The organism is Pseudomonas sp. PA-6-3C (genome assembly GCF_021605825.1).
In the GTDB taxonomy this organism is placed as follows: domain Bacteria; phylum Pseudomonadota; class Gammaproteobacteria; order Pseudomonadales; family Pseudomonadaceae; genus Aquipseudomonas; species Aquipseudomonas edaphica.
Map to the genome: position 1 here is coordinate 95576 of NZ_WKDV01000013.1, position 21394 is coordinate 116969.

General features: G+C 61.6%; 19 protein-coding genes. 9 read left to right on the forward strand and 10 right to left on the reverse strand.

Going from position 1 to position 21394, the window contains the following annotated elements:
• Positions 1-73 precede the first annotated feature (73 nt).
• The 8 genes from GIW48_RS11490 to pilG form a co-directional block, all read right to left on the reverse strand.
• Complete coding sequence (locus tag GIW48_RS11490) at positions 74-508, reverse strand: hypothetical protein (RefSeq protein WP_169987568.1); 435 nt, start codon at positions 506-508, stop codon at positions 74-76.
• Positions 471-1100, reverse strand: coding sequence for a nucleotidyltransferase domain-containing protein (locus tag GIW48_RS11495; protein WP_169987570.1), 630 nt, complete (start codon positions 1098-1100; stop codon positions 471-473). The genes GIW48_RS11490 and GIW48_RS11495 overlap by 38 nt, the downstream gene beginning before the upstream one ends.
• Positions 1101-1914: 814 nt before the next feature.
• Complete coding sequence (locus GIW48_RS11500; RefSeq protein ID WP_017139437.1) at positions 1915-2370, reverse strand: chemotaxis protein CheW; 456 nt, start codon at positions 2368-2370, stop codon at positions 1915-1917.
• Complete coding sequence (locus GIW48_RS11505; protein WP_236460520.1) at positions 2363-8182, reverse strand: hybrid sensor histidine kinase/response regulator; 5820 nt, start codon at positions 8180-8182, stop codon at positions 2363-2365. The genes GIW48_RS11500 and GIW48_RS11505 overlap by 8 nt, the downstream gene beginning before the upstream one ends.
• A 159-nt stretch (positions 8183-8341) precedes the next feature.
• Complete coding sequence (locus GIW48_RS11510) at positions 8342-10393, reverse strand: methyl-accepting chemotaxis protein (protein WP_017139440.1); 2052 nt, start codon at positions 10391-10393, stop codon at positions 8342-8344.
• Positions 10390-10914 (reverse strand): chemotaxis protein CheW, encoded by a 525-nt coding sequence (locus GIW48_RS11515; RefSeq protein ID WP_017139441.1) that lies wholly within the window; start codon positions 10912-10914, stop codon positions 10390-10392. The genes GIW48_RS11510 and GIW48_RS11515 overlap by 4 nt, the downstream gene beginning before the upstream one ends.
• Positions 10915-10926: 12 nt before the next feature.
• A complete protein-coding gene (gene pilH / locus GIW48_RS11520) occupies positions 10927-11292 on the reverse strand; it encodes a twitching motility response regulator PilH (RefSeq protein ID WP_017139442.1) in 366 nt (121 codons plus the stop codon).
• Positions 11293-11338: 46 nt separating this feature from the next.
• A complete protein-coding gene (gene pilG, locus GIW48_RS11525; RefSeq protein WP_010564379.1) occupies positions 11339-11746 on the reverse strand; it encodes a twitching motility response regulator PilG in 408 nt (135 codons plus the stop codon).
• 239 nt (positions 11747-11985) lie between these two features.
• Here pilG and gshB point away from each other — a divergent pair, with 239 nt between their 5' ends.
• The 7 genes from gshB to GIW48_RS11560 all read left to right on the forward strand — a co-directional run bounded on the left by gshB (position 11986) and on the right by GIW48_RS11560 (position 17994).
• Positions 11986-12939 carry a glutathione synthase gene (gshB, locus tag GIW48_RS11530; protein WP_236460519.1) on the forward strand — a complete coding sequence of 318 codons (954 nt, stop codon included), beginning with the start codon at positions 11986-11988 and terminating at the stop codon, positions 12937-12939.
• 77 nt (positions 12940-13016) lie between these two features.
• A complete protein-coding gene (locus tag GIW48_RS11535) occupies positions 13017-13922 on the forward strand; it encodes an energy transducer TonB (protein ID WP_017139444.1) in 906 nt (301 codons plus the stop codon).
• A 179-nt stretch (positions 13923-14101) separates the two neighbouring features.
• Entirely contained in the window at positions 14102-14671 is a 570-nt protein-coding gene (locus GIW48_RS11540; protein WP_017139445.1) for a YqgE/AlgH family protein, read from the forward strand.
• Entirely contained in the window at positions 14671-15108 is a 438-nt protein-coding gene (gene ruvX, locus GIW48_RS11545) for a Holliday junction resolvase RuvX (RefSeq protein WP_003195067.1), read from the forward strand. The genes GIW48_RS11540 and ruvX overlap by 1 nt, the downstream gene beginning before the upstream one ends.
• 82 nt (positions 15109-15190) lie before the next feature.
• On the forward strand, positions 15191-15697 hold the full coding sequence (gene pyrR / locus GIW48_RS11550; protein WP_017139446.1) for a bifunctional pyr operon transcriptional regulator/uracil phosphoribosyltransferase PyrR: 507 nt from the start codon (positions 15191-15193) through the stop codon (positions 15695-15697).
• Between the two features lie 24 nt (positions 15698-15721).
• Entirely contained in the window at positions 15722-16726 is a 1005-nt protein-coding gene (locus GIW48_RS11555) for an aspartate carbamoyltransferase catalytic subunit (protein ID WP_056857699.1), read from the forward strand.
• A complete protein-coding gene (locus GIW48_RS11560) occupies positions 16723-17994 on the forward strand; it encodes a dihydroorotase (RefSeq protein ID WP_099550338.1) in 1272 nt (423 codons plus the stop codon). The genes GIW48_RS11555 and GIW48_RS11560 overlap by 4 nt, the downstream gene beginning before the upstream one ends.
• A gap of 145 nt (positions 17995-18139) precedes the next feature.
• Here GIW48_RS11560 and GIW48_RS11565 read toward each other — a convergent pair whose 3' ends face one another.
• Positions 18140-18568, reverse strand: a complete 429-nt coding sequence (locus GIW48_RS11565) for an NINE protein (protein WP_138454259.1) — start codon at positions 18566-18568, stop codon at positions 18140-18142.
• A gap of 249 nt (positions 18569-18817) precedes the next feature.
• On the opposite strand from GIW48_RS11565, the gene GIW48_RS11570 reads away from it, so the two are divergent.
• A complete protein-coding gene (locus GIW48_RS11570; protein WP_017139450.1) occupies positions 18818-19453 on the forward strand; it encodes a C40 family peptidase in 636 nt (211 codons plus the stop codon).
• Between the two features lie 130 nt (positions 19454-19583).
• Here the strand turns inward: GIW48_RS11570 and GIW48_RS11575 are convergent, their stop codons facing one another.
• Positions 19584-20618 carry a type IV pilus twitching motility protein PilT gene (locus tag GIW48_RS11575; protein WP_169987576.1) on the reverse strand — a complete coding sequence of 345 codons (1035 nt, stop codon included), beginning with the start codon at positions 20616-20618 and terminating at the stop codon, positions 19584-19586.
• 57 nt (positions 20619-20675) lie between these two features.
• Between GIW48_RS11575 and GIW48_RS11580 the strand changes: the two genes are divergently transcribed.
• A complete protein-coding gene (locus tag GIW48_RS11580) occupies positions 20676-21362 on the forward strand; it encodes a YggS family pyridoxal phosphate-dependent enzyme (RefSeq protein ID WP_236460543.1) in 687 nt (228 codons plus the stop codon).
• The last annotated feature ends 32 nt before the right edge of the window (positions 21363-21394 follow it).

The following is a 21394-nucleotide window of genomic DNA, read 5'->3' on the forward strand; positions in this document are numbered from 1 at the left end:
GATACGGTCATCAAAAACAATTTTTAGTCAAGCCAGCTCCCACATTGGATTGACGGTGCTGCGAGGACTCGCGTCATTCCCACCGATGAATAGCCAACACTTCTTCCACTTTGCCCAGCAGCATCGTCGCGCCGTCCATCAACTGTCCAAGCAACGCCTCATCCTCATCCATATATCCTTCATATTCCGCCAGGTTGCGGCGCTCATGACACAGCGCCAATAACCTCACCTGCACCTTGTTCGCGTCGACGGTGTGGATCAGGCATTGAAAAACCAAATAGCGTTTGTCCGAGCGATAACCGCGCAGGCGCAGAGCTGTGAGCGAGATAGCGTGGGCGGCGTTGTATGCCAAGTCGAAACGACTGGCGAAGGCTAATTGCGGGTTACCTGCATCCCTCAACCGATCTCGCGCCGAGCGCATCAGCCCATCACACTCTTTGCGATCCGGCGGCTCAGCCTTCAAGCCACCGCTACGTTGCAGGTTCTCCAGGTTTGCCTTGCTGTCCATCCATGGACTCCTGAGGGTTGCCCCCCATCAGATTGATCTTGTCCTGCTGCACGACCCGCTGCACAAAACTGTTCCCGGCATTCCATTTGCTGGTCCAGTCGTCAGGGGTGTAAAGCGTCGGGTTGATGGTGCGGCCCAGTTGCTCTTCCAGCGGCATGAGCTGTTCCATGACTTCACTGTAGTTGAGGCTTTGGCCGATCAGCATCAGATCTATGTCACTGGATGAGTGCGCCTCGCCCTTGGCGATGGAGCCGTAGATAAAGGCCCAGGTTATCTGCTCCGCGAACGGTGCCAATGCATTGCGCAAGGGTTCGTCCAGACTGAGGGTTTTGCGCACGATGGCCAACAACTCCGAGTAAATCGGGCATTGGGGGTTGGCCTGGTAGTGGGTCTGATTGCCTTGGCGCGTCATGCTCAAGATGCCCGCCAACTGCAAACGCTCCAGCTCGCGGGTGAGGCTGCCTTTGCCCACTTGAGCCGAGCGTGCGATTTCATTGGTGTAGAAACTTTGACCAGGCTTGCCGAACAGCAGGCCCAGCACTTTTTGCTGGGTGTTGGTGAAGAGTGCGGTGCTAAGCGGCAAGGTTTGCATGGCAGCGGCCAAAGAGTCCCAAAAAGGGAACGATAGGTCCCTTTTTGGGAACGATCAAGTCATCCCCGACCTGCGGCTACTTTCAGGCTGCCGCACAGAGCCCCTGTGGGAGCTGGCTTGCCTGCGATGGCGGTGGGTCAGCTACGAAGGTGTCGGCTGACAGTCTGCTATCGCAGGCAAGCCAGCTCCCACATGTGTTCGGTGATGCTAGTTAGATAGCAGTCCCCTTTTGGGACTACTCAGGCAGGGCTGACGTGTTCCAGTGCTCTGTCGACCAACAGCTGACTCAGCTCTGCCATTTGGATCGTTCCCACGCTCTGCGTGGGAATGCCGCCTGGGACGCTCCGCGTCCCGCCAGGCAGCACAAGACTCAAGACCAGCGCAAGGGTTACGCGGAGCGTCACGGGATGCATGCCCACGCGGAGCGTGGGAACGATCATCTCAAGTAATCCGCGACCTGCGGCTACTTTCAGGCTGCCGCACAGAGCCCCTGTGGGAGCTGGCTTGCCTGCGATGGCGGTGGGTCAGCAATGAAGTTGTGGGCTGACAGTCTGCTATCGCAGGCAAGCCAGCTCCCACATGTGTTCGGTGATGCTAGTTAGATAGCGGTCCCCTTTTGGGACTACTCAGGCAGGGCTGACGTGTTCCAGTGCTCTGTCGACCAACAGCTGACTCAGCTCTGCCATTTGGATCGTTCCCACGCTCTGCGTGGGAATGCCGCCTGGGACGCTCCGCGTCCCGCCAGGCAGCACAAGACTCAAGACCAGCGTCACGGGATGCATGCCCACGCGGAGCGTGGGAACGATCATCGCCGTCAGGCCAGGCCGGACTCGACCAACAACGCTTCCAACCCCATCAAATCCGGCACCTTCGCCACGTGCTCGCCCACCTGCACGGCCGCGAGTTCCAGCGGGCAGAGTGGCACGTCCACGTAGCTCAATTCGCTGTCGAGCTTGTACGAGCGGGGAATGCCCTGGATCACCAGCGCAATAAACTTCAACGTCGGCCGCCCGCCCAGCGCATTCAGCACCACGATGCGCGAGCGCTCGGCGGTCAAGATCGCCTCGCCGCACACCGCTTCAAAGCTGATCAGGGGTATTTGCCGGTCACGCCAGGTCACTTGCCGCAGGTACCACGGCGGCGCATCGCTGGCCGGTTCGCCGCGCTGGAAGTCGATCAGCTCGGCCACGGCCACATTGGGCAGCAGCAGATGGCGGTCAGCCAAGGGCAACAACAGGCCAGTGAGTTGGCTGGTGCGGTGGTCAAGCATGGGACTTGCTCCAGTAGGCGATGCTTTCCAGCAGCACCGACTCCTGGTACGGCTTGCCGAGGTAGTCGTTGACGCCGATGGCCATGGCGCGGTCGCGGTGTTTCTGGCCGGTGCGCGAGGTGATCATGATGATCGGCAGGCGCATCAGGCGCGGGTCGTTGCGCACCTGAATCGCCACCTCGAAGCCGTCCATGCGCGGCATTTCGATGTCGAGCAGCATCAGGTCCGGGGTGTGCTCTTCGAGTACGGCGATGGCGTCGATGCCGTCTTTGGCGGTGAGCACGTTCATGCCGTTGCGCTCCAACAGGCGGCTGGTAACTTTGCGCACGGTGACCGAATCGTCCACCACCAGCACCAGCAGCGGGCGTTTTTTCAGCGGGTCGTTGAGGATCAGCGGCGCGTCAACCGCCTGGGCCGGCGACACGGGTTGACGTGCCCGGATGTGCGCAAGCAGATCGATGATCAGCACCACGCGGCCATCACCCAGGATGGTCGCGCCGGACAGCCCCTGCACGCCCGCGAACTGCGGCCCCAGGCCCTTCACTACAATCTCCCGAGTACCGGCCATGGCATCCACATGCACCGCCACGCGCCGCTCGTTGCATTGCACCAGCAGCACCGGCACGGGCTGGTATTGGCCGAGCAATTTCGGGCGGCTGACGGTATGCAGCAGGTCGCCAAGGTAGAACAACTCATAACGCTGGCCGCCATATTCATAGCGCGGCGGGTCTTGCTGATAGTGCCCAGCCAACTCGTGGGGCAGCACACGCACCACGCCTTCAATGGTGTTGAGCGGGATCGCATATTGATCGTCCGCGCACTGCACCATCAGCGCCCGGTTAACCGACACGGTAAACGGCAGGCGAATGCGAAAGTGCACGCCCGCACCGGGCGTGGAGTCAATCACCATCGAGCCGCCAAGCTGGCGCACTTCTTCGTGCACCACGTCCATGCCCACGCCGCGTCCGGATATCTGGGTGATCTTTTCCGCCGTCGAAAAACCCGGCTGCAGGATAAACTGCAACACGTCGCGGTCGCTGATCTCTTGATGGGGGTCGAGCAGGCCGCGCTTGATCGCCTTGCGCCGCACTGCGTCCAGCGGCACGCCGGCGCCGTCGTCGCGCATATCGAACACGATATCGCCGCCTTCGTGGGTCAGGTCCAGGGTGATACGACCCTTTTCCGGTTTGCCCGCCAGCACACGTGCTTCGCGCGACTCCAGGCCATGGTCGACGGCGTTGCGCAGCATGTGTTCCAGCGGCGCGACCATGCGTTCGAGCACGTTGCGGTCCATCTCGCCTTCGGCATTGCCAACCACGAACTCCACGTCCTTGCCCAATTCCTCTGCCACCTGCCGCACGATGCGCTTGAGGCGCGGCAGCATGCGCTCAAACGGCACCATGCGCGTGCGCATCAGGCCTTCTTGCAACTCGGTGTTGATGCGCGCCTGTTGCTGCAACAGGTTGTGCGCATCCTGGTTGCGGCGGTCGAGGGTTTCCTTGAGGTCCAGCAGGTCGGAAGCGGACTCGGACAGCGCACGGGACAGTTGCTGCAACTGCGAATGGCGGTCCATTTCCAGCGGGTCAAACTCTTCATAACCCAGGCGCTCGGCCTCGGCTTGCTGGCGGCTGAGGATACGACCCTGGGTTTCGCTGTCGAGGCGGCGCAGTTGGTCGCGCATGCGCTCGATAGTGGTTTCGACCTCGCTGAGGGCCGTGCGCGCATCGTTGACCTGCTGCTCGATGCGCCCCCGGAAAATCGAGGTTTCACCGGCCAGGTTGACCAGGTCATCGAGCAAGTCGGCGGAGATTTTCACCATGTCCGCAGCCGGGTCCATAGCCGCTTCGGCCTTACCGGCGGGCAGTGCAACCGGCGCCAGCGGCTCATCGCTCGGGTGTACCAGGCTCTTGATCCGCTCGATCAGCTTGTCCACCGAGCCCACCGGTAAACCGTCTGCCACCGCGTCGATCATCTGCGCCAAGCGGTCGTGGCAACCTTGCAGCAGCGAAAACAGTTCCGGCGACGGCGCGAGCAAACCAGCGGACAGCCCTTCGTAGAGAAACTCCAGCTCATGGGCCAGATCGCCAATCGGCCCGATCTCGACCATGCGCGCACCGCCCTTGAGGGTGTGCAGGTCGCGCAGCAGGGTTTCCACTTCCTGGCGATTGTTCGGCTCGGCCTGCCAACGCACCAGCGCGCTGCCGGAGCTGTCGAGAATATCGGCGGCTTCTTCGAGGAAAATTTCCAGCAACTCGGGGTCGGCGGTCGCCACTTCGGGTGCTGTGGCCGCGGCTGCGGGCGTGCTGCTGTGACGCAACTCGCGCAGTTGCGCGATCAAGTCGCTGGAGTCACTCAGCGGTTGCTGGTCTTGCAGTTGATCCAGTTGCAAGGCCAGCCGCTCGTGACTGGCCATCAACACTTGGGACAACTCGGTGGAGTAGCTGTAACGGCGGTCTACCAGGCCTTCGTAGAGGCCTTCCAGCTCATGGGCCAGGTCGCCAATCGGGCCGATTTCGGCCATGCGCGCGCCACCCTTGAGGGTGTGCAAGTCGCGCTGCAACGAAGACAACGGCGCTGCGCTGCCGGGCTCCAGCAGCCAACGTTTGAGCGACTGGCCGGCGCTGTCGAGGATGTCCACGGCTTCTTCGAGGAAAATCTCGACGATCTCATCGTCCATTGCCGTGTCCTGGTTCAACTGCGCCGTGGCCGCGCCCAATTCAGCGATGCTGAGGGCACGGCTGCCGTCGCTTTTGATCAGGCCGGTGGCCGACGGGTCGAGGGCTTCATCGAGCAATTCGCGCAGGGCCTGCACCCGCGCCGGCGCCGGGCTGATTTCCTGCCCCGCAGCCAACTGGTCGAGCATGTTGATCAGCGCGTCATGGGCCTGTTCGGCTTCTTGGAAAAACCGCTCGCTGACCGCCAGGCTGCTCTCCTCCACCGCCCCGTACAGGTCAAGCAAAGCTTCACAGAGTTCGTCGATGCTGTGCAGGTCGGCGATATGCGCGCCCTCGCCCAAGGTGGTCAACTCGTCCAGCAGTGCGGTGAGTTCCTGACGCTCACCGGGGTGCTGCTGCCAGCGGCGCAACAGGCTTTCGGCGTCGAGCAGAATGTCCATGCCTTGGGCCAGGAAGTTGGCGATCAACTGCGGGTCGCGTTTGATACGCAGGCCCGTGTTCGGCGCGTCGAGCAAGGCTTGCAGTTGTTGGTCGAGCAGGCTTTGAGTGCGGCTGATCAGGTCCGGCGCGCCCTTGATTGGCACCAGCGGGTCACTGTCCAGTTGGTGCAGGCCGCGCTGGAACAAGCCTTCGGCTTCCAGCAACAGCTCCACTTCGTCCAGGTCCAGCGGCAGGCGGTGGGCCTTGTATTCGCGGGTCAGGTGATCCAGCGGCCGCGCCAGTTCGGCAATCGGCAGCACACCGGCCATGTAGGCACTGCCTTTGAGGGTGTGCAGGGCACGTTGCAGCTCATCGCTGACTTGCAGCGGCACATGCTCGGCGGCCTGTTGCAGGAAGCGGTTGATGCTCTCCAGGTGGCTCTGGGCTTCGTTGCGGAAGATCTCCAGCAGCATTGGGTCGTGCGGCTCGGCGGTGGCTGTTGCAGTGCCACTGGCTAGGGCATGGGCACGGGCGGCCAGGGCGTCGACTTCATCGCGCTGGTGTTGGTCGTCGGTGGCGAAGTCGGCGATCAATTCGGGCAGCAGGGCCACCGCTTCATCCAGTACGTGTTGCACATCGGAGCTGAGGGCCACGCTGCGTTCGAGCACGCGATTGAGCAGGTTTTCCACCGCCCAGGCCAGTTCGGCCAGCACCAGGGCACGGACCATGCGGCCGCTGCCTTTGAGCGTGTGAAAAGCCCGGCGCATTTCGCCTTGAGCAGTTTTGTCGGCGCTGTTGGGCAGGTTCCGGTGCAGCACGTCGAGGACTTCGTCGGTTTCTTCGAGGAAGACTTCGCGCAGCTCATCGTCGATAGGTTCTTCATCGGCCGGCGGCGGCAGCAAACTGCCGGGGCGATGCAGCGCCGGCGGGTTCAGGCGCGTGATCGGGCTGGCCAAGGCATCGAACTGGGACTGGCTCGGCGTGCTGTCGGCCGACAATGCGCCATCCGGCGCAACCAGCGCCTGACGCCAGGGCTTTTCGGCGGGCAGGTAACCGAGCGCGGCCAAGCCTTGGGTGGCCAGTTCCAGCACGCGTTCACCAGCGGCGTCAGGGTCCTGGAGCATGCGTTCCAGGTAATACTCAAGGCTGCTGATCACGTCGGCGAAATGCGCCAACTGCGCCTGGGTCGGCGGCGCGTCGTTGACCATCAACTGTTCGTCGACGTAATCGGTGCAACCCCGCATCAGGCTCGCTGCGCGTGGCAGTGGAATCATCGCCAAGGCGCCGCGCACCTGGCTGAGCAGCTCCGGCAGCGATTCCAGGCGTTGGCGGTCCCAGTCGGCTTCAATGCAGTCGATCACCAACTCTTTGGCTTGGCGCAGGCATTGGCAGGACTCGCGGATCACCAGTTGATGAATCTGCGTCAGGTCGGTGGTGGGCAGGCGGCTTTCTTCGCGGCTTTCCGGTTCGACGGTGCCGACCATGCCGGCCAGCGTGGCCTCGACATAGAGCAAGGCGCCGGCGACGTCCATCAGTACGGCGTCGTTGGGTTCGCGGTGACCTTGCACCAGGCTCAACACCACGGCGAGCTGGTCGATGATCACCTTGCGCGGCTGGCCGAAACCCAGCACGGCCAAGGTATCGGCGATCTGCCGCAATGGCGCCAGCAGCGCATCCAGGTCGTCGGTGTGTTGGCGGTCGCTGCGCACGAACAAGTCGAGGCGCTCCTTGACCCGCACCAGTTCCTCACACAATGCGCCAAGCACCGACCCCATGGCATTGCGATCCGGTCCCGCCAGCCGCGCCCGTTCGGCATCGACCACGGCACTGTCGGGCAAGGCCTCATCCAGGCCGTAGCGTTCCTTGAGACTTTGCATGCGCGGCGTCGGACGAGTGACCTTGGCCACATAAAACAGCAGGCTCTTGAGCAGTTCGTCGGGCGCCGGCTGGTTGATACCGCCGATGCCCTGGGCCAGCAGGCGCTTGAGTTGCTTGTCGCTGGCCTTGAGCAGGCTGCGCAGCGCCGGGCTGTTGGCGATCACGCCGGTGAGCATGCCTTCGACCAGCGCCGAGGTGACTTGCCACAACGGCAACAGCGGCGCGCCCTGGCACAGCGCTTCGAGGCGCGCAAACACCCGCGCCATGTCTTCCAGGTTGCTCGGGCCATGGTCTTCGCGCAGCAGGCCAGCCAAGGCTTGTTGGAGCAATTTGTGCCACTGGTGCAATTGTTCGTGCAGTTCTGGCACTGCGCGCTGGGCCAGGGCTTCGTCGGGCAGCGGTGCAATCGACAAGAGCTGTGGGCTGAACAGACTGGTTTCCGACAACAGGCTTTCGCCGCGGGCGCTGCGCAGGTCGTTGAGCAGCGGCAACACCACCAGCGGCAGGTCGCGGCGGGCGCTGTGTACGCGGTCCAGATACAAGGGCAATTGGCTGAGGGCTTGTTGCAGCAGGCGGATGCTTTCATCGCGCTGGCCGACGCGCTCGGCTTGCAGGGCCAGGGTCAATTCTTCGATTTCTTCGGCGAGCAACGCCGCACCGTAGAACTCGACCATTTGCAGCGCGCCATGCACTTGGTGGATGGCGGCCAGGCACTCGGCGATGGCGTCGCTGTCGTGGGTTTCGACAAACGCATCCAGCGCCGAACGGGCCTGCTTCAGGGTTTCGGCAATGTCGCCCTTGACCCATTCAAGGGCCACGTAGTCGTGCCGATCAACCATAACTGCTCCGCTTAAAATTTATGAGTTGCTGGTGTTGCCAAGAACAATCGAGATCACCTGTGGGAGCTGGCTTGCCTGCGCTGGCGGACTGTCAGGTGATACCTGTGCAACTGACCCACCGCTATCGCAGGCAAGCCAGCTCCCACATCAGATAGCATTTCAATCATCGGCCTGTTTAGGCGGCGGCAGGGTGAAACCCGACACCGACCGGCGCAACTGACTGGCCATCTTTGCCAAATTGCCGATGCTCTCCGCCGTGGCCGTAGAACCCGACGACGTCTGCGTGGTGATCTGCTGAATCACATTCATCGTCAGCGAGATCTGCCCCGCCGATGAGGTCTGTTGCTGCGCCGCATTGGAGATGCTCTGAATCAACGCCGCCAGGGTTTTCGACACGCCTTCGATCTCTTCCAACGCCACCCCGGCGTCCTGGGCCAGCCGTGCGCCACGCACCACTTCGGTGGTGGTTTGTTCCATGGAGATAACCGCTTCGTTGGTGTCGGCCTGAATCGCCCGCACCAGGGTTTCGATTTGCCGGGTGGCGGCGGATGAGCGCTCGGCCAGCCGCTGTACTTCGTCGGCCACCACCGCAAAACCGCGCCCGGCGTCACCGGCCATGCTCGCCTGGATGGCGGCGTTGAGGGCGAGGATGTTGGTCTGGTCGGCAATGTCGTCGATCAGGCTGACGATATCGCCAATCTCCTGGGAAGATTCGCCCAGGCGTTTGATGCGCTTGGCGGTGTCCTGGATCTGTTCGCGGATGTTGTCCATGCCATGGATGGTGTTGTGCACCACCTCGTTGCCCTTGTTGGCGATTTCCACCGAGCGCTCCGCCACGGCCGAAGATTCGGCGGCGTTGGCCGACACTTGATCGATGGACTGGGCCATCTGGTTGATCGCCGTGGAGGCTTCGGCGATCTGCTGGGCTTGATGCTCCGAAGCCTGGGCCAGGTGCATGGCGGTGGCCTGGGTGTCCTGCACCGCACCGGCCACTTGCCCGGCGGTGAGGTTGATGGTCGCGACCAGATCGCGCAGTTGGTCGACGGAGTAGTTGATGGAGTCGGCGATGGTGCCGGTGAAGTCCTCGGTGACCGAGGCGGTCACGGTGAGGTCGCCATCGGCCAGGTCTTCGATTTCATCGAGCAGGCGCATGATCGCGTTCTGATTGCGCTCGTTCTTCTCGGCGGTTTCATGCAGTTGGCGGTTGGTTTCGCGCACCATCACCAGGCCGATCAGAATGATCGAGGCCAGTGCCAGCAAACCCAGCACGTAGCCACCAATGGTGTCGAAACTTCGCCCGCTGGCGAGGTTTTCAAAACCGGTGGCCAGGTGCGAGGCCTCATCGAGCAGGGTTTGCGACAGGTTGAAGATATTGCTCGCCGAGGCCCGCACCTGGAACAGCTGCGGCGAGGTTTCGAGGATTTCATCCACGGAGCCGGAGACAAACTCGAACAGCTCCGAAATTTCCGCCAGCCGCGCGCGCGCGTCATGGTCTTCGACCTGGGTAATGCGCAAGCCCGGGTTGCCATTGAGCATGCCGTTGAGCACCACACCGAAGCGGCTGGCATCGCGGCCAAAGGCATCGGCGGCTTGCACGGCGGTTTCGTCGCCCGCCAGCACGGTGTTGACCGCGCCGAGAATACGTTCGGCCAACAGCGATTGGCGTTGAGCCAACGCTACCTGGCTGGCCGGTGCGCCACGTTGCAGCAGGATATCGACGACCTTTTCCGATTCCATCTGCAATTGCGGCACGGTTTCGGCGAGGGTCGCGGCCACTTGATGCAGGGACAACACGGTTTGTTCGCTAGCCAGAATCGCGTCGGTGTTTTTCAGCAGCGCTTCCCAGTCGGTCTGCACCGCGCGCATTTCCGCACGAACCGCACTGGGCGCGGCGGGCAGGCCGGTTTCGGTATCACCTTTTTTCAGGTAGCCCCAGCGCTGGGCAAAGTCGTTGCGCGCATCGCCCAGCAATTTGAACGCGGCGGCCTTGCCGGCAGCGGCCTCGGTGGCGTTTTTGGCGATGCGTTGGGACAGCACACGCAGCTCACCGGCGTGGCCGATGTACTGCTTGTCATAGGTGGACTGAGTGTTGAGGTACGCGAAGTTGGCGAACAACAGCATGATGAACACGATCAGCGCAATAAACAGCACGATGATCTGTGAGCGGCTGCGCGATGCGGCCTGGGGTTTGGGCGTGGTGACGGTGGTCATGCGGCAACATCCATGAAGCCTGGGGCCTGGGCCAGAGCGAAGGGGCTGAAGACCTGCCACAGCGGGTCGCCGTCGAACTGGCCGAGGATAAACGGCGCGCCGGGTGCGGCGCTGGTCAACAAAGCGTCTTGTGCGAAATGCTGCATGCCCACCACCTCGTCTACCAGCAGCCCGACAAACAGGTCGTTGTACTCGACCACCAGCACCCGCCGTTGCTTGCGTGCCTTGGACAATTCAAGGCCAAGAAAGCCGCCCAAGTCCATTACCGGCAGCAAACGCCCACGCAGGTTGGCCACGCCCTTGACCCACGGTTTGACACCGGGCATCAAGGTGCAACGCGGCTCATGCAGCACTTCGGCGACTTCGCCCATCGGCGCCACGTACCAGTGTGGCCCCAGGCGAAAGCCGATCCCGCTCCAGCGTTGCAGGCGAGCTTCCTGGGACGGCAGGTCGGCGGCCAGCAGGCGGCAGCGGCGGTCGATGTCCAGCAGCAGCTCGAAGGCGGTTTGCGACTCGGTCATGATCGCGAGCCTTTAGCCGGCCAGTACCTTGTTCAAGGTGGCGATCAGGGTGTCTTCGTCCACAGGCTTGGTCAGGTAATCCTTGGCACCCTGGCGCGCGCCCCAGATTTTGTCGGTTTCCTGATCCTTGGTGGTGATGATGATGATCGGAATGCCGTTGGTTTCCGGCTCCTTGGACAGTTGGCGGGTAGCCTGGAAGCCGTTGAGGCCCGGCATCACGATGTCCATCAGCACGGCGTCGGGTTTTTCCTGGCGGGCCAGGGCCACGCCGTCCGCGCCGTTTTCGGCCTTGAGCACCACGTGGCCGTGCTTTTCCAGCATGCCGGTGAGTTTGTACATTTCAGTCGGCGAATCGTCGACGATCAGAACGCGTGCCATGGTTTTCCCCACTACATTGGTCGGCGCCAGCCCTTGTGAGGCGGCGTCAGTGTGCTTGTTCTACTGCGGCAAACCCAGGCACGTAAGCCTTGATTGCGCCCAGCAGTTCTTCCTTGCTGAAAGGCTTGGTCAAAAACTGATCGACACCAACGATGCGCCCCTTGGCCTTGTCGAACAGGCCGTCTTTAGAAGACAGCATGATCACCGGGATCGACTTGAACGCCGGGTTGTTCTTCACCAGGGCGCAGGTCTGATAGCCATCCAGGCGCGGCATCATGATGTCGACAAAGATAATGTGCGGGTGATGATCAACAATCCGGGCCAGGGCATCGAAACCGTCGATAGCCGTGATCACATCGCAGCCCACGTTCTTCAACAGCGTCTCGGCGGTGCGGCGGATCGTTTTTGAATCATCGATCACCATCACTCTCAAGGCGTTGGAATGCTGTTCCATATCTGCTCTACCATCGCCACAGCGAATCGGTTTTCGGTGTGTACTGCCTGATGTTGCACAGGATGAGCGCCGCAAGCCTTGGAATTCAAGGGCTGCTGCGCCGTGGCAGTCTTTTTAGCACAGTCTCCGGGCGCAATCTATCGAGCAACCGGCCAGGTGGTTTTTCCTTGACCCACAACAGCCGCAGCGCCACTCTGACGCCACTTTTATGCGCCCTAATTTGCTAGAGGAAATCCCCCATGAGCGTTCGCGTCGGCATTGTCATGGACCCTATCGCCAGCATTTCCTATAAAAAGGACAGCTCGCTGGCCATGCTCCTGGCCGCCCAGGCCCGCGGCTGGAACCTGTTCTATATGGAGCAGCGCGATCTTTACCAGGGCGACGGCGAGGCCCGCGCGCGCATGCGCCCGCTGCAGGTGTTTGCCAACCCTGAGAAGTGGTTTGAGCTGGCGGACGAGATCGACAGCCCGTTGAGCGATCTGGACGTGATCCTGATGCGCAAGGACCCGCCGTTCGACATGGAATTCGTCTACTCCACTTACCTGCTGGAACAGGCCGAGCGCGCCGGCGTGCTGATCGTCAACAAGCCGCAGAGCCTGCGCGACTGCAATGAAAAGCTGTTCGCCACGCTGTTTCCGCAGTGCACGCCGCCGACCGTGGTCAGCCGCCGCGCCGACGTGCTGCGTGAATTCGCCGCCAAACACGGTGATGTGATCCTCAAACCGCTGGACGGCATGGGCGGCACGTCGATCTTCCGTCACCGCGCCGGTGACCCGAACCTGTCGGTGATCCTGGAAACCCTGACCGCGCTGGGCACCCAGCAGATCATGGGCCAGGCTTATATTCCGGCGATCAAGGATGGCGACAAGCGCATCCTGATGATCGACGGCGAACCGGTGGATTACTGCCTGGCGCGTATTCCAGCAGCCGGCGAGACCCGTGGCAACCTGGCGGCCGGTGGTCGCGGTGAAGCACGCCCGTTGTCGGACAAAGACCGTTGGATCGCCTCTCAGGTTGGCCCAACCCTGCGGGAAAAAGGCCTGCTATTTGTAGGACTAGACGTAATTGGTGAGAACCTCACCGAAATCAACGTCACCAGCCCGACCTGTATTCGCGAGATCGACAATGCATTTGGCACGAACATCGGCGAAATGCTGATGGCGGCCATTGAGCGCAAGCTACAAGCCAAGTGACATAGAACAGCCGGACATAAACCAACATTGCGTTATCATGCGCCACCTGTGAAACGCGCGATGTTGGTTTTTTTGTCATGACACTCCCGTCCGATCTGCCCTACGAACTCTCCCATAGCGGCGTGCGCCCGGCTGATCGGCTCGGATTTACCCTGTTCCTGGCCGCCTTGATCCACCTTGCCCTACTGCTCGGCCTGGGCTTCACCTACGTCGAGCCCAAGCAGATCAGCAAAACCCTGGAAATCACCCTCGCCACGTTCAAGAGCGAAAAGAAGCCCGAAAAGGCCGATTTTCTTGCCCAGGACAACCAGCAAGGCAGCGGCACCCTCGACAAGAAAGCCGTGCCCAAGACCACCGAAGTGGCGCCTTTCCAGGACAACAAGGTCAATAAAGTCACGCCCCCACCCGCCCCCAAGCCCGAGGTCAAGCAGGCCGCACCCAAGGCCGCCGTGACCACCGTTGCGCCCAAACCGCAAAAAGCTGCGACCCAGCGCGAGAAAGCCAAGACCGAACCTACGCCTGAGCCGGTGAAGCCTGCGCCGACGTTCGACAGTTCGCAGCTCTCTGACCAGATCTCCAGCCTCGAAGCGGAACTGGCCAATGAGCAACAGCTGTATGCCAAGCGCCCGCGCATCTACCGCCTGAATGCCGCGTCAACCATGCGCGACAAAGGCGCCTGGTATAAAGACGAGTGGCGCAAGAAGGTCGAGCGCATCGGCAACCTCAACTACCCGGATGAAGCGCGGCGTCAGCAGATTTACGGCAATTTGCGTCTTCTGGTGTCGATCAACCGCGACGGCTCGCTTTATGAAGTGCAGGTGCTGGAGTCCTCCGGCCAGCCACTGCTGGACCAGGCCGCCCAGCGCATCGTGCGCCTGGCTGCGCCTTTCGCGCCGTTTACCGGTGACTTGAACGACATCGACCGCCTGGAAATCATCCGCACCTGGAAGTTTGCCAGGGGCGATCGGCTGTCGAGCAACTGAGGATCGTTCCCCCTCGCCACAGGTACGAAGTACATCCTTTAATGCAGGATAAGGATCGTTCCCACGCTCTGCGTGGGAATGCATCTCAGGACGCTCCGCGTCCACTTTTAAGAGCGCGACGCGGAGTGATCACTAACTCCAGCTTGTCAGTTCGCCCCTCCAACGCCACACTAGTGGGCATGAAAAATGTCAGCCCGACCTACCTCAAGCACCAATTCCTGATCGCCATGCCCCATATGGCCGACCCGAACTTTGCGCAGACCTTGACCTACATCGTCGAGCACACGGCCAATGGTGCAATGGGGTTGGTGGTCAACCGCCCGCAAGAGCTGAACCTGGCCGATATCCTTGAGCAACTGCGCCCCGAGATCGACCCACCGGCGCGTTGCCAGGGCGTGCCGATCTACATCGGCGGGCCGGTGCAGACCGATCGTGGCTTTGTGCTGCACCCCACCGGGCCGAAGTTTCAGGCCACGGTAGACCTTGAAGGCGTGTCGCTGTCGACCTCCCAGGACGTGTTGTTTGCCATCGCCGACGGCGTCGGCCCCGAGCAAAGCGTGATCACCCTCGGCTATGCCGGTTGGGAAGCCGGGCAACTGGAAGCCGAACTGGCCAGCAATGCCTGGCTGACCTGCCCGTTTGACGCCGACATCCTGTTCAACACCGCCAGTGAGCTGCGCCTGGAAGCAGCTGCCGCCAAGCTTCGGGTCAACCTCAGCCTGCTGACCAGCCAGGCGGGGCACGCCTGATGGCTTTGCGCTTGATCCTCGGTTTTGACTACGGCACCAAACAGATCGGCGTAGCGGTCGGCCAGGTGATTACCGGCCAGGCCCGCGAGCTGTGTACCTTGAAAGCCCAGAACGGCGTGCCGGACTGGAACCAGGTCGAAGCCCTCATTAAAGAGTGGAAGCCCGACGCCGTCGTGGTCGGCCTGCCGTTGAACATGGACGGCACCCCCAGCGACATGTGCCTGCGCGCGGAAAAATTCGCCCGCCGCCTCAATGGCCGCTACAACCTGCCCTTCTATACCCACGATGAACGCCTGACCACCTTTGAAGCCAAGGGTGAGCGCCGCGACCGTGGCGGGCAAAAAGGCAGCTACCGCGACAACCCCGTGGACGCCATTGCCGCCGCCCTGTTGCTGCAGGGCTGGCTGGATGAAAACACCGCTTTATTTGAATCCTGACTGACGCGGCTTGCCGCGTCTTTTTACGTTTGAGTCCGGACCTTGCTGCGCCCACGCCGCGCAAGCCCTTGAAGGAGCCACCATGAGCCTGCCCAATCCCGCCGAACTGATCAGCCAGATGGCGATTCGCCTTAAGGCCCACTTGGAACACCGCGCCATCAGCGAGCCGCGTTTTATCGGCATCCGCACTGGTGGTGTGTGGGTGGCCCAGGCGCTACTGGAAGAGCTGGGCAGCGATTCGCCGCTGGGCACCCTGGACGTGTCCTTTTACCGCGACGACTTCAGCCAGAATGGCCTGCACCCGCAAGTGCAGCCCTCGGCGCTGCCGTTTGAGGTCGAAGGCCAGCATCTGGTGCTGATCGACGACGTGCTGATGAGCGGCCGCACCATCCGCGCCGCCCTTAACGAGCTGTTCGACTACGGCCGCCCGGCCAGCGTGACCCTCGTATGCCTGCTGGACCTGGACGCCGGCGAATTGCCGATCAGCCCGGACGTGGTTGGTGCAACGCTGTCGCTGCAAGCCCATCAACGGGTAAAATTGTCCGGTCCCACGCCGCTCGAACTCGAACTGCAAGACCTTGCCCTTTAAACCGCCTTGTACAGAGTCCCCGCGATGACGCCTCTAGATGCCAAGCGCCCGCTGCAGCTCAATGCTCAGGGCCAGTTGCAACACTTCTTGTCCCTCGACGGTTTGCCCCGCGAACTGCTCACCGAAATCCTCGACACCGCCGACTCGTTCCTCGAAGTCGGTGGCCGGGCGGTGAAGAAAGTCCCGCTGCTGCGTGGCAAAACCATCTGCAATGTGTTCTTCGAGAACTCCACGCGCACCCGCACCACCTTTGAACTGGCGGCCCAGCGGCTGTCGGCCGACGTGATCACACTGAACGTGTCCACCTCGTCGGCTAGCAAGGGCGAAACCCTGCTCGACACCCTGCGCAACCTGGAAGCCATGGCCGCCGACATGTTCGTGGTACGCCACGGCGACTCCGGCGCCGCGCATTTCATCGCCGAACATGTGTGCCCGCAGGTGGCAATCATCAACGGCGGCGACGGCCGCCACGCCCACCCGACCCAGGGCATGCTGGACATGCTCACTATTCGTCGGCACAAGGGCAGCTTTGAAAACCTCTCGGTGGCCATCGTCGGCGACATCCTGCACTCGAGGGTGGCGCGCTCGAACATGCTGGCCCTGAAAACCCTCGGCTGCCCGGACATTCGCGTGATCGCGCCGAAAACCCTGCTGCCGATCGGCATCGAGCAATACGGCGTGAAGGTCTACACCGACATGACCGAAGGCCTCAAGGATGTGGACGTGGTGATCATGCTGCGCCTGCAACGTGAGCGCATGTCCGGTGGCCTGCTGCCGAGCGAAGGCGAGTTCTACCGCCTGTTCGGGCTGACTACCGCGCGTTTGGCCGGCGCCAAGCCGGATGCCATCGTGATGCACCCAGGCCCGATCAACCGTGGCGTGGAGATTGAATCGGCGGTGGCCGATGGCCCGCAGTCGGTGATCCTCAACCAGGTGACTTATGGCATCGCCATCCGCATGGCCGTGTTGTCCATGGCCATGAGCGGGCAAACCGCGCAACGTCAATTCGAGCAGGAGAACGCCCAGTGAAGCTCAGCATTCTAGGCGCTCGCGTTATCGATCCAGCCAGCGGGCTGGATCAAGTCACCGACCTTCACCTGGAAGCCGGCAAGCTCATCGCCATTGGCGCCGCGCCCGCCGGCTTCAGCGCCAGCCAGAGTATCGATGCCAACGGCCTGGTGGCCGCGCCTGGCCTGGTGGACCTGAACGTCGCCCTGCGCGAGCCGGGTTACAGCCGCAAAGGCAGCATCGCCAGCGAAACCCGTGCCGCTGCGGCCGGTGGCGTCACCAGCCTGTGCTGCCCGCCACACACCAAGCCGATCCTGGACACTTCGGCGGTGACCGAGTTGATCCTCGACCGCGCCCGTGAAGCCGGTAATTGCAAGGTGTTCCCCATCGGCGCCCTGAGCAAAGGCCTGGAAGGCGAACAACTTGCCGAGCTGATCGCCCTGCGTGACGCCGGTTGCGTGGCGTTCGGCAATGGCCTGGAGAGTTTTCGCAGCACCCGCACGCTGTGCCGTGCGCTGGAATATGCGGCCACGTTCGATCTGACCGTGATCTTCCACTCCCAGGACCGCGACCTGGCCGAAGGTGGCCTGGCTCATGAAGGCGCCGTGGCCAGCTTCCTCGGCCTGCCGGGCATTCCGGAAACTGCCGAGACCGTGGCCCTGGCCCGTGACCTGTTGTTGGTGGAACAAAGCGGCGTGCGCGCGCACTTCAGTCAGCTCACCAGCGCACGCGGTGTGGCCTTGATCGCTCAGGCCCAGGCACGTGGCCTGCCGGTGACGGCGGATGTGGCGTTGTATCAGCTGATTTTGACCGATGAGGCGCTGATCGACTTCTCCAGCCTGTATCACGTGCAGCCACCGCTGCGCACGCTGGCCGACCGTGAAGGTTTGCGGGCGGCGGTGAAGTCGGGTGTGGTTTCGGCGATTTCCAGCCATCACCAGCCCCACGAACGGGATGCCAAGCTGGCACCGTTTGGCGCAACAGAGCCGGGCATCAGCAGCGTAGAGCTGTTGTTGCCACTGGCGATGACGCTGGTGGAAGACGGCTTGCTGGACTTGCCGACACTGCTCGCCCGCCTGAGCGCTGGCCCTGCCGAGGCCCTACGCCTTCCAGCGGGCAAGTTGGCGGTGGGTTCGGCGGCGGATCTGGTGCTGTTTGACCCGGCCAGTTCCACGGTTGCCGGGGAACACTGGCTGTCCAAGGGCGAGAACTGCCCGTTCATCGGCCATAGCCTGCCGGCGACGGTGCGCTACACCTTGGTGGATGGGCGGATTACTTACCAGGCCTGATAGATCACACAGCTAGTGTAGGCACGGTCAATGTGGGAGCTGGCTTGCCTGCGATGCGGACACCTCGGTCTTTCATCCCTACCGAGGTGATGCTATCGCAGGCAAGCCAGCTCCCACATTTGCATCTCTACATGACTTAAGTGCTTTATCGTCCAGCACTGCGCTCGGCATTGCGGATCGAAATCTGCGTATTCAACGTCCAGAAGTCATACAGCACCCCGATCAGGAACAAACCGCCGGTCAGCAGGTAGATCAGGCCGGTGATCCATTTGCCCTGGTACATGCGGTGCAAACCGAATACACCCAGGAACGCCAACAGAATCCAGGCCACGTTGTATTCGATCGGGCCAGCGGTAAAACGCAGGTCTGCTTCACGGTCCATGGCCGGGATCAGGAACAAGTCGATCAGCCAACCGATACCGAACAGGCCGAAGGTGAAAAACCAGATCGTCCCGGTCACGGGTTTGCCGTAATAGAAGCGATGTGCCCCGGTAAAACCAAAAATCCAAAGCAGGTAACCGATCACCTTGCTGTGGGTGTCTTGCTGCGTAACATCCTGTCGATAGGTGTTCATGGAGTACCTCTTTTGCCTCGATAGATAAATTTTTTCATTTTCTTTGTGACTTTTTTACGGGCGCCCGACGCACGGCAAATGGTATCTTCCCTCCCGCAAAGCCTTATGCCACCTGACTTCTGTAGGACAATAGCGGCAATTCGTCGCGTTTTTCCTGAGTTTGACCCCAGAGTTCAGTCGACAAACGGCCTGAGAACGACACAAAAAGCTGTTATAAAGTTGCGCGCAAACCTAAAAGAGCCACGCCTAATGCGACCATTTTTCAAGACATGGCTAACCATTTGCCTATTAATGCCACTGGCCGCCCACGCCACCAATCGTGAGCAACGTCTTCCTAACGTTAACGGTTTCACCCCTAAAGTTCACAGCACACCCAGCACTGCCAAGTCGGTAAAGCTGACCGTCAACCGCCCGACTCAAGTGAGCAAGGCCCACGGTAAAGCGATCCACACCCAACTGGCCGTCAACACCAAACAAAGCAGCAATGTCCTCAGCCGTGCCGTTAACGTGCTCGGTACTCCTTATCGTTGGGGCGGCAGCAGCCCAAGTAAAGGGTTCGACTGCAGCGGTTTGGTGAAATATGCGTTTAATGATGTAAAAGCGGTGGATTTGCCCCGCACCTCCAACGCCATGGCTGCCGGCCACGGCTTGAAGGTTGATCGCAAGGATTTAAAACCGGGCGACCTGTTGTTCTTCAAACTCAAGAGCCGCCAGGTCAACCACGTTGCCATCTACCTGGGCAACGACCGCTTTATCCACGCACCGCGCCGTGGCAAGTCGGTGAGCATCGACACACTGAAAAAGCCGTTCTGGGACAAGAACTACGTGATTGCCAAGCGTGTTCTGCCTAAAGAGCAGAATAACCTGCGGGTTGTTCAGCGCTGATCCCAGGCTGAATGCACTACAAAATGTGGGAGCTGGCTTGCCTGCGATAGCGAACTGCCAGGCGACATCTCTGTCGACTGGCACACCGTCATCGCAGGCAAGCCAGCTCCCACACTGATTTCATCGGCGTTCAGATATCTGTCGGCACCCGCGCCAGCCCCCGCGCATCCTCCCGGCTGATCAGCCCTGCGCTGACCAACGCCTTCAAGCTCATATCCAGCGTTTTCATCCCCAACGCCCCGCCGGTTTGAATCGCCGAGACCATCTGCGCCACCTTGTCCTCGCGGATCAGGTTACGGATAGCTGGCGTGCCCAGCATGATCTCGTGCGCCGCCACCCGGCCGCCGCCGATTTTCTTAACCAGCACCTGGGACACCACCGCCTGCAGCGACTCCGACAGCATGGCGCGCACCATGGCTTTTTCCCCCGCAGGGAACACATCCACCAGCCGATCCACGCTCTTTGCCGCTGAAGTGGTGTGCAGCGTGCCCAATACCAAGTGCCCGGTCTCTGCCGCCGTCAGTGCCAGGCGGATGGTTTCCAGGTCACGCAGCTCGCCCACCAGAATCACATCCGGGTCTTCACGCAGGGCCGAGCGCAGCGCCGCCGAAAAACTATGAGTGTCGCGGTGTACCTGGCGCTGGTTGATCAGGGCCATTTTCGGCCTGTGGATAAATTCGATCGGGTCTTCCAGCGTGAGAATGTGCTGGCGCCGGTGCTGGTTGAGGTGGTCAATCATCGCCGCCAGGGTCGTCGACTTGCCGGAGCCGGTTGCCCCAGTCACCAGTACCAGGCCGCGCGGCAACTGCGCGATACGGCGGAATACCTCGCCCAATCCGAGGTTCTCCAGGCTTTGCACTTCGGTCGGGATAGTGCGAAACACTGCGCCCATGCCGCGATCCTGGCGGAACACATTTGCGCGGAACCGCGCCAGGCCCGGCAGCGCGAACGCAAAATCCGTTTCAAGAGATGTTTCGAAATCCTTTTGTTGGTGCTGGTTGAGCAAAGGGCTTAATAAGTCCGCAACTTGCGTAGGCGAAAGCACCGGCCCCTCCAATGGCCAGATTTCGCCATCGACACGCAGCATCGGCGCCAGGCCAGCCGATAAATGCAGGTCGGAGGCGCCACGGCGCACGCTGGCCGTCAGCAGTTCAGTGATATCCATAGGGCTTTCCATTTCCAGTAGAATGCCGCGGACTCCATATCCACGGGTGCATCTTGAATGTCGACGATAGCAGACAACATTGGCCAGGTTAGCCAGCGCATCCGCGCCGCGGCCCACGCCGTGCAACGTGACGAAAGCAGCATCCACCTGCTGGCCGTGAGCAAGACCAAACCGGCCCAGGCCGTGCGCGAAGCCTATGCCGCCGGCATGCGCGACTTTGGCGAGAACTACCTGCAGGAAGCCCTGGGCAAACAGGCTGAATTAACCGACCTGCCCTTGAGTTGGCACTTCATCGGCCCCATTCAATCGAACAAGACTCGTGCGATCGCCGAGCACTTCGCCTGGGTGCATTCCGTGGACCGCCTGAAAATCGCGCAACGCCTGTCTGAACAACGCCCGGCTGACCTGCCGCCGCTGAATATCTGTATTCAGGTCAACGTGAGTGGCGAAGCCAGCAAGTCCGGCTGTACACCCGCCGACCTGCCGGCCCTGGCCGCTGCAATCAGCGCCCTGCCCCGTTTGAAGCTGCGTGGCTTGATGGCGATCCCCGAGCCGACTGAAGATCGCGCTGCACAAGATGCAGCCTTCGCTGCGGTAAAAGACCTGCAAGCCAGCCTGGACCTGCCGCTGGACACACTTTCCATGGGCATGAGCCACGACCTTGAGTCGGCCATCGCCCAAGGGGCCACCTGGGTGCGGATCGGTACCGCCCTGTTTGGCGCCCGCGACTACGGCCAGCCGTAAAATGGCTGACATCCCTCTAAGTAAGGACCTGT

What these genes read in the sequence shown, in the direction of transcription:
- GIW48_RS11490 (WP_169987568.1), bottom strand. Translation starts at nt 508, where the DNA reads ATGGACAGCAAGGCAAACCTGGAGAACCTGCAACGTAGCGGTGGCTTG.
- GIW48_RS11495 (WP_169987570.1), bottom strand. Translation starts at nt 1,100, where the DNA reads ATGCAAACCTTGCCGCTTAGCACCGCACTCTTCACCAACACCCAGCAA.
- GIW48_RS11500 (WP_017139437.1), bottom strand. Translation starts at nt 2,370, where the DNA reads ATGCTTGACCACCGCACCAGCCAACTCACTGGCCTGTTGTTGCCCTTG.
- GIW48_RS11505 (WP_236460520.1), bottom strand. Translation starts at nt 8,182, where the DNA reads ATGGTTGATCGGCACGACTACGTGGCCCTTGAATGGGTCAAGGGCGAC.
- GIW48_RS11510 (WP_017139440.1), bottom strand. Translation starts at nt 10,393, where the DNA reads ATGACCACCGTCACCACGCCCAAACCCCAGGCCGCATCGCGCAGCCGC.
- GIW48_RS11515 (WP_017139441.1), bottom strand. Translation starts at nt 10,914, where the DNA reads ATGACCGAGTCGCAAACCGCCTTCGAGCTGCTGCTGGACATCGACCGC.
- pilH (WP_017139442.1), bottom strand. Translation starts at nt 11,292, where the DNA reads ATGGCACGCGTTCTGATCGTCGACGATTCGCCGACTGAAATGTACAAA.
- pilG (WP_010564379.1), bottom strand. Translation starts at nt 11,746, where the DNA reads ATGGAACAGCATTCCAACGCCTTGAGAGTGATGGTGATCGATGATTCA.
- gshB (WP_236460519.1), top strand. Translation starts at nt 11,986, where the DNA reads ATGAGCGTTCGCGTCGGCATTGTCATGGACCCTATCGCCAGCATTTCC.
- GIW48_RS11535 (WP_017139444.1), top strand. Translation starts at nt 13,017, where the DNA reads ATGACACTCCCGTCCGATCTGCCCTACGAACTCTCCCATAGCGGCGTG.
- GIW48_RS11540 (WP_017139445.1), top strand. Translation starts at nt 14,102, where the DNA reads ATGAAAAATGTCAGCCCGACCTACCTCAAGCACCAATTCCTGATCGCC.
- ruvX (WP_003195067.1), top strand. Translation starts at nt 14,671, where the DNA reads ATGGCTTTGCGCTTGATCCTCGGTTTTGACTACGGCACCAAACAGATC.
- pyrR (WP_017139446.1), top strand. Translation starts at nt 15,191, where the DNA reads ATGAGCCTGCCCAATCCCGCCGAACTGATCAGCCAGATGGCGATTCGC.
- GIW48_RS11555 (WP_056857699.1), top strand. Translation starts at nt 15,722, where the DNA reads ATGACGCCTCTAGATGCCAAGCGCCCGCTGCAGCTCAATGCTCAGGGC.
- GIW48_RS11565 (WP_138454259.1), bottom strand. Translation starts at nt 18,568, where the DNA reads ATGAACACCTATCGACAGGATGTTACGCAGCAAGACACCCACAGCAAG.
- GIW48_RS11570 (WP_017139450.1), top strand. Translation starts at nt 18,818, where the DNA reads ATGCGACCATTTTTCAAGACATGGCTAACCATTTGCCTATTAATGCCA.
- GIW48_RS11575 (WP_169987576.1), bottom strand. Translation starts at nt 20,618, where the DNA reads ATGGATATCACTGAACTGCTGACGGCCAGCGTGCGCCGTGGCGCCTCC.
- GIW48_RS11580 (WP_236460543.1), top strand. Translation starts at nt 20,676, where the DNA reads ATGTCGACGATAGCAGACAACATTGGCCAGGTTAGCCAGCGCATCCGC.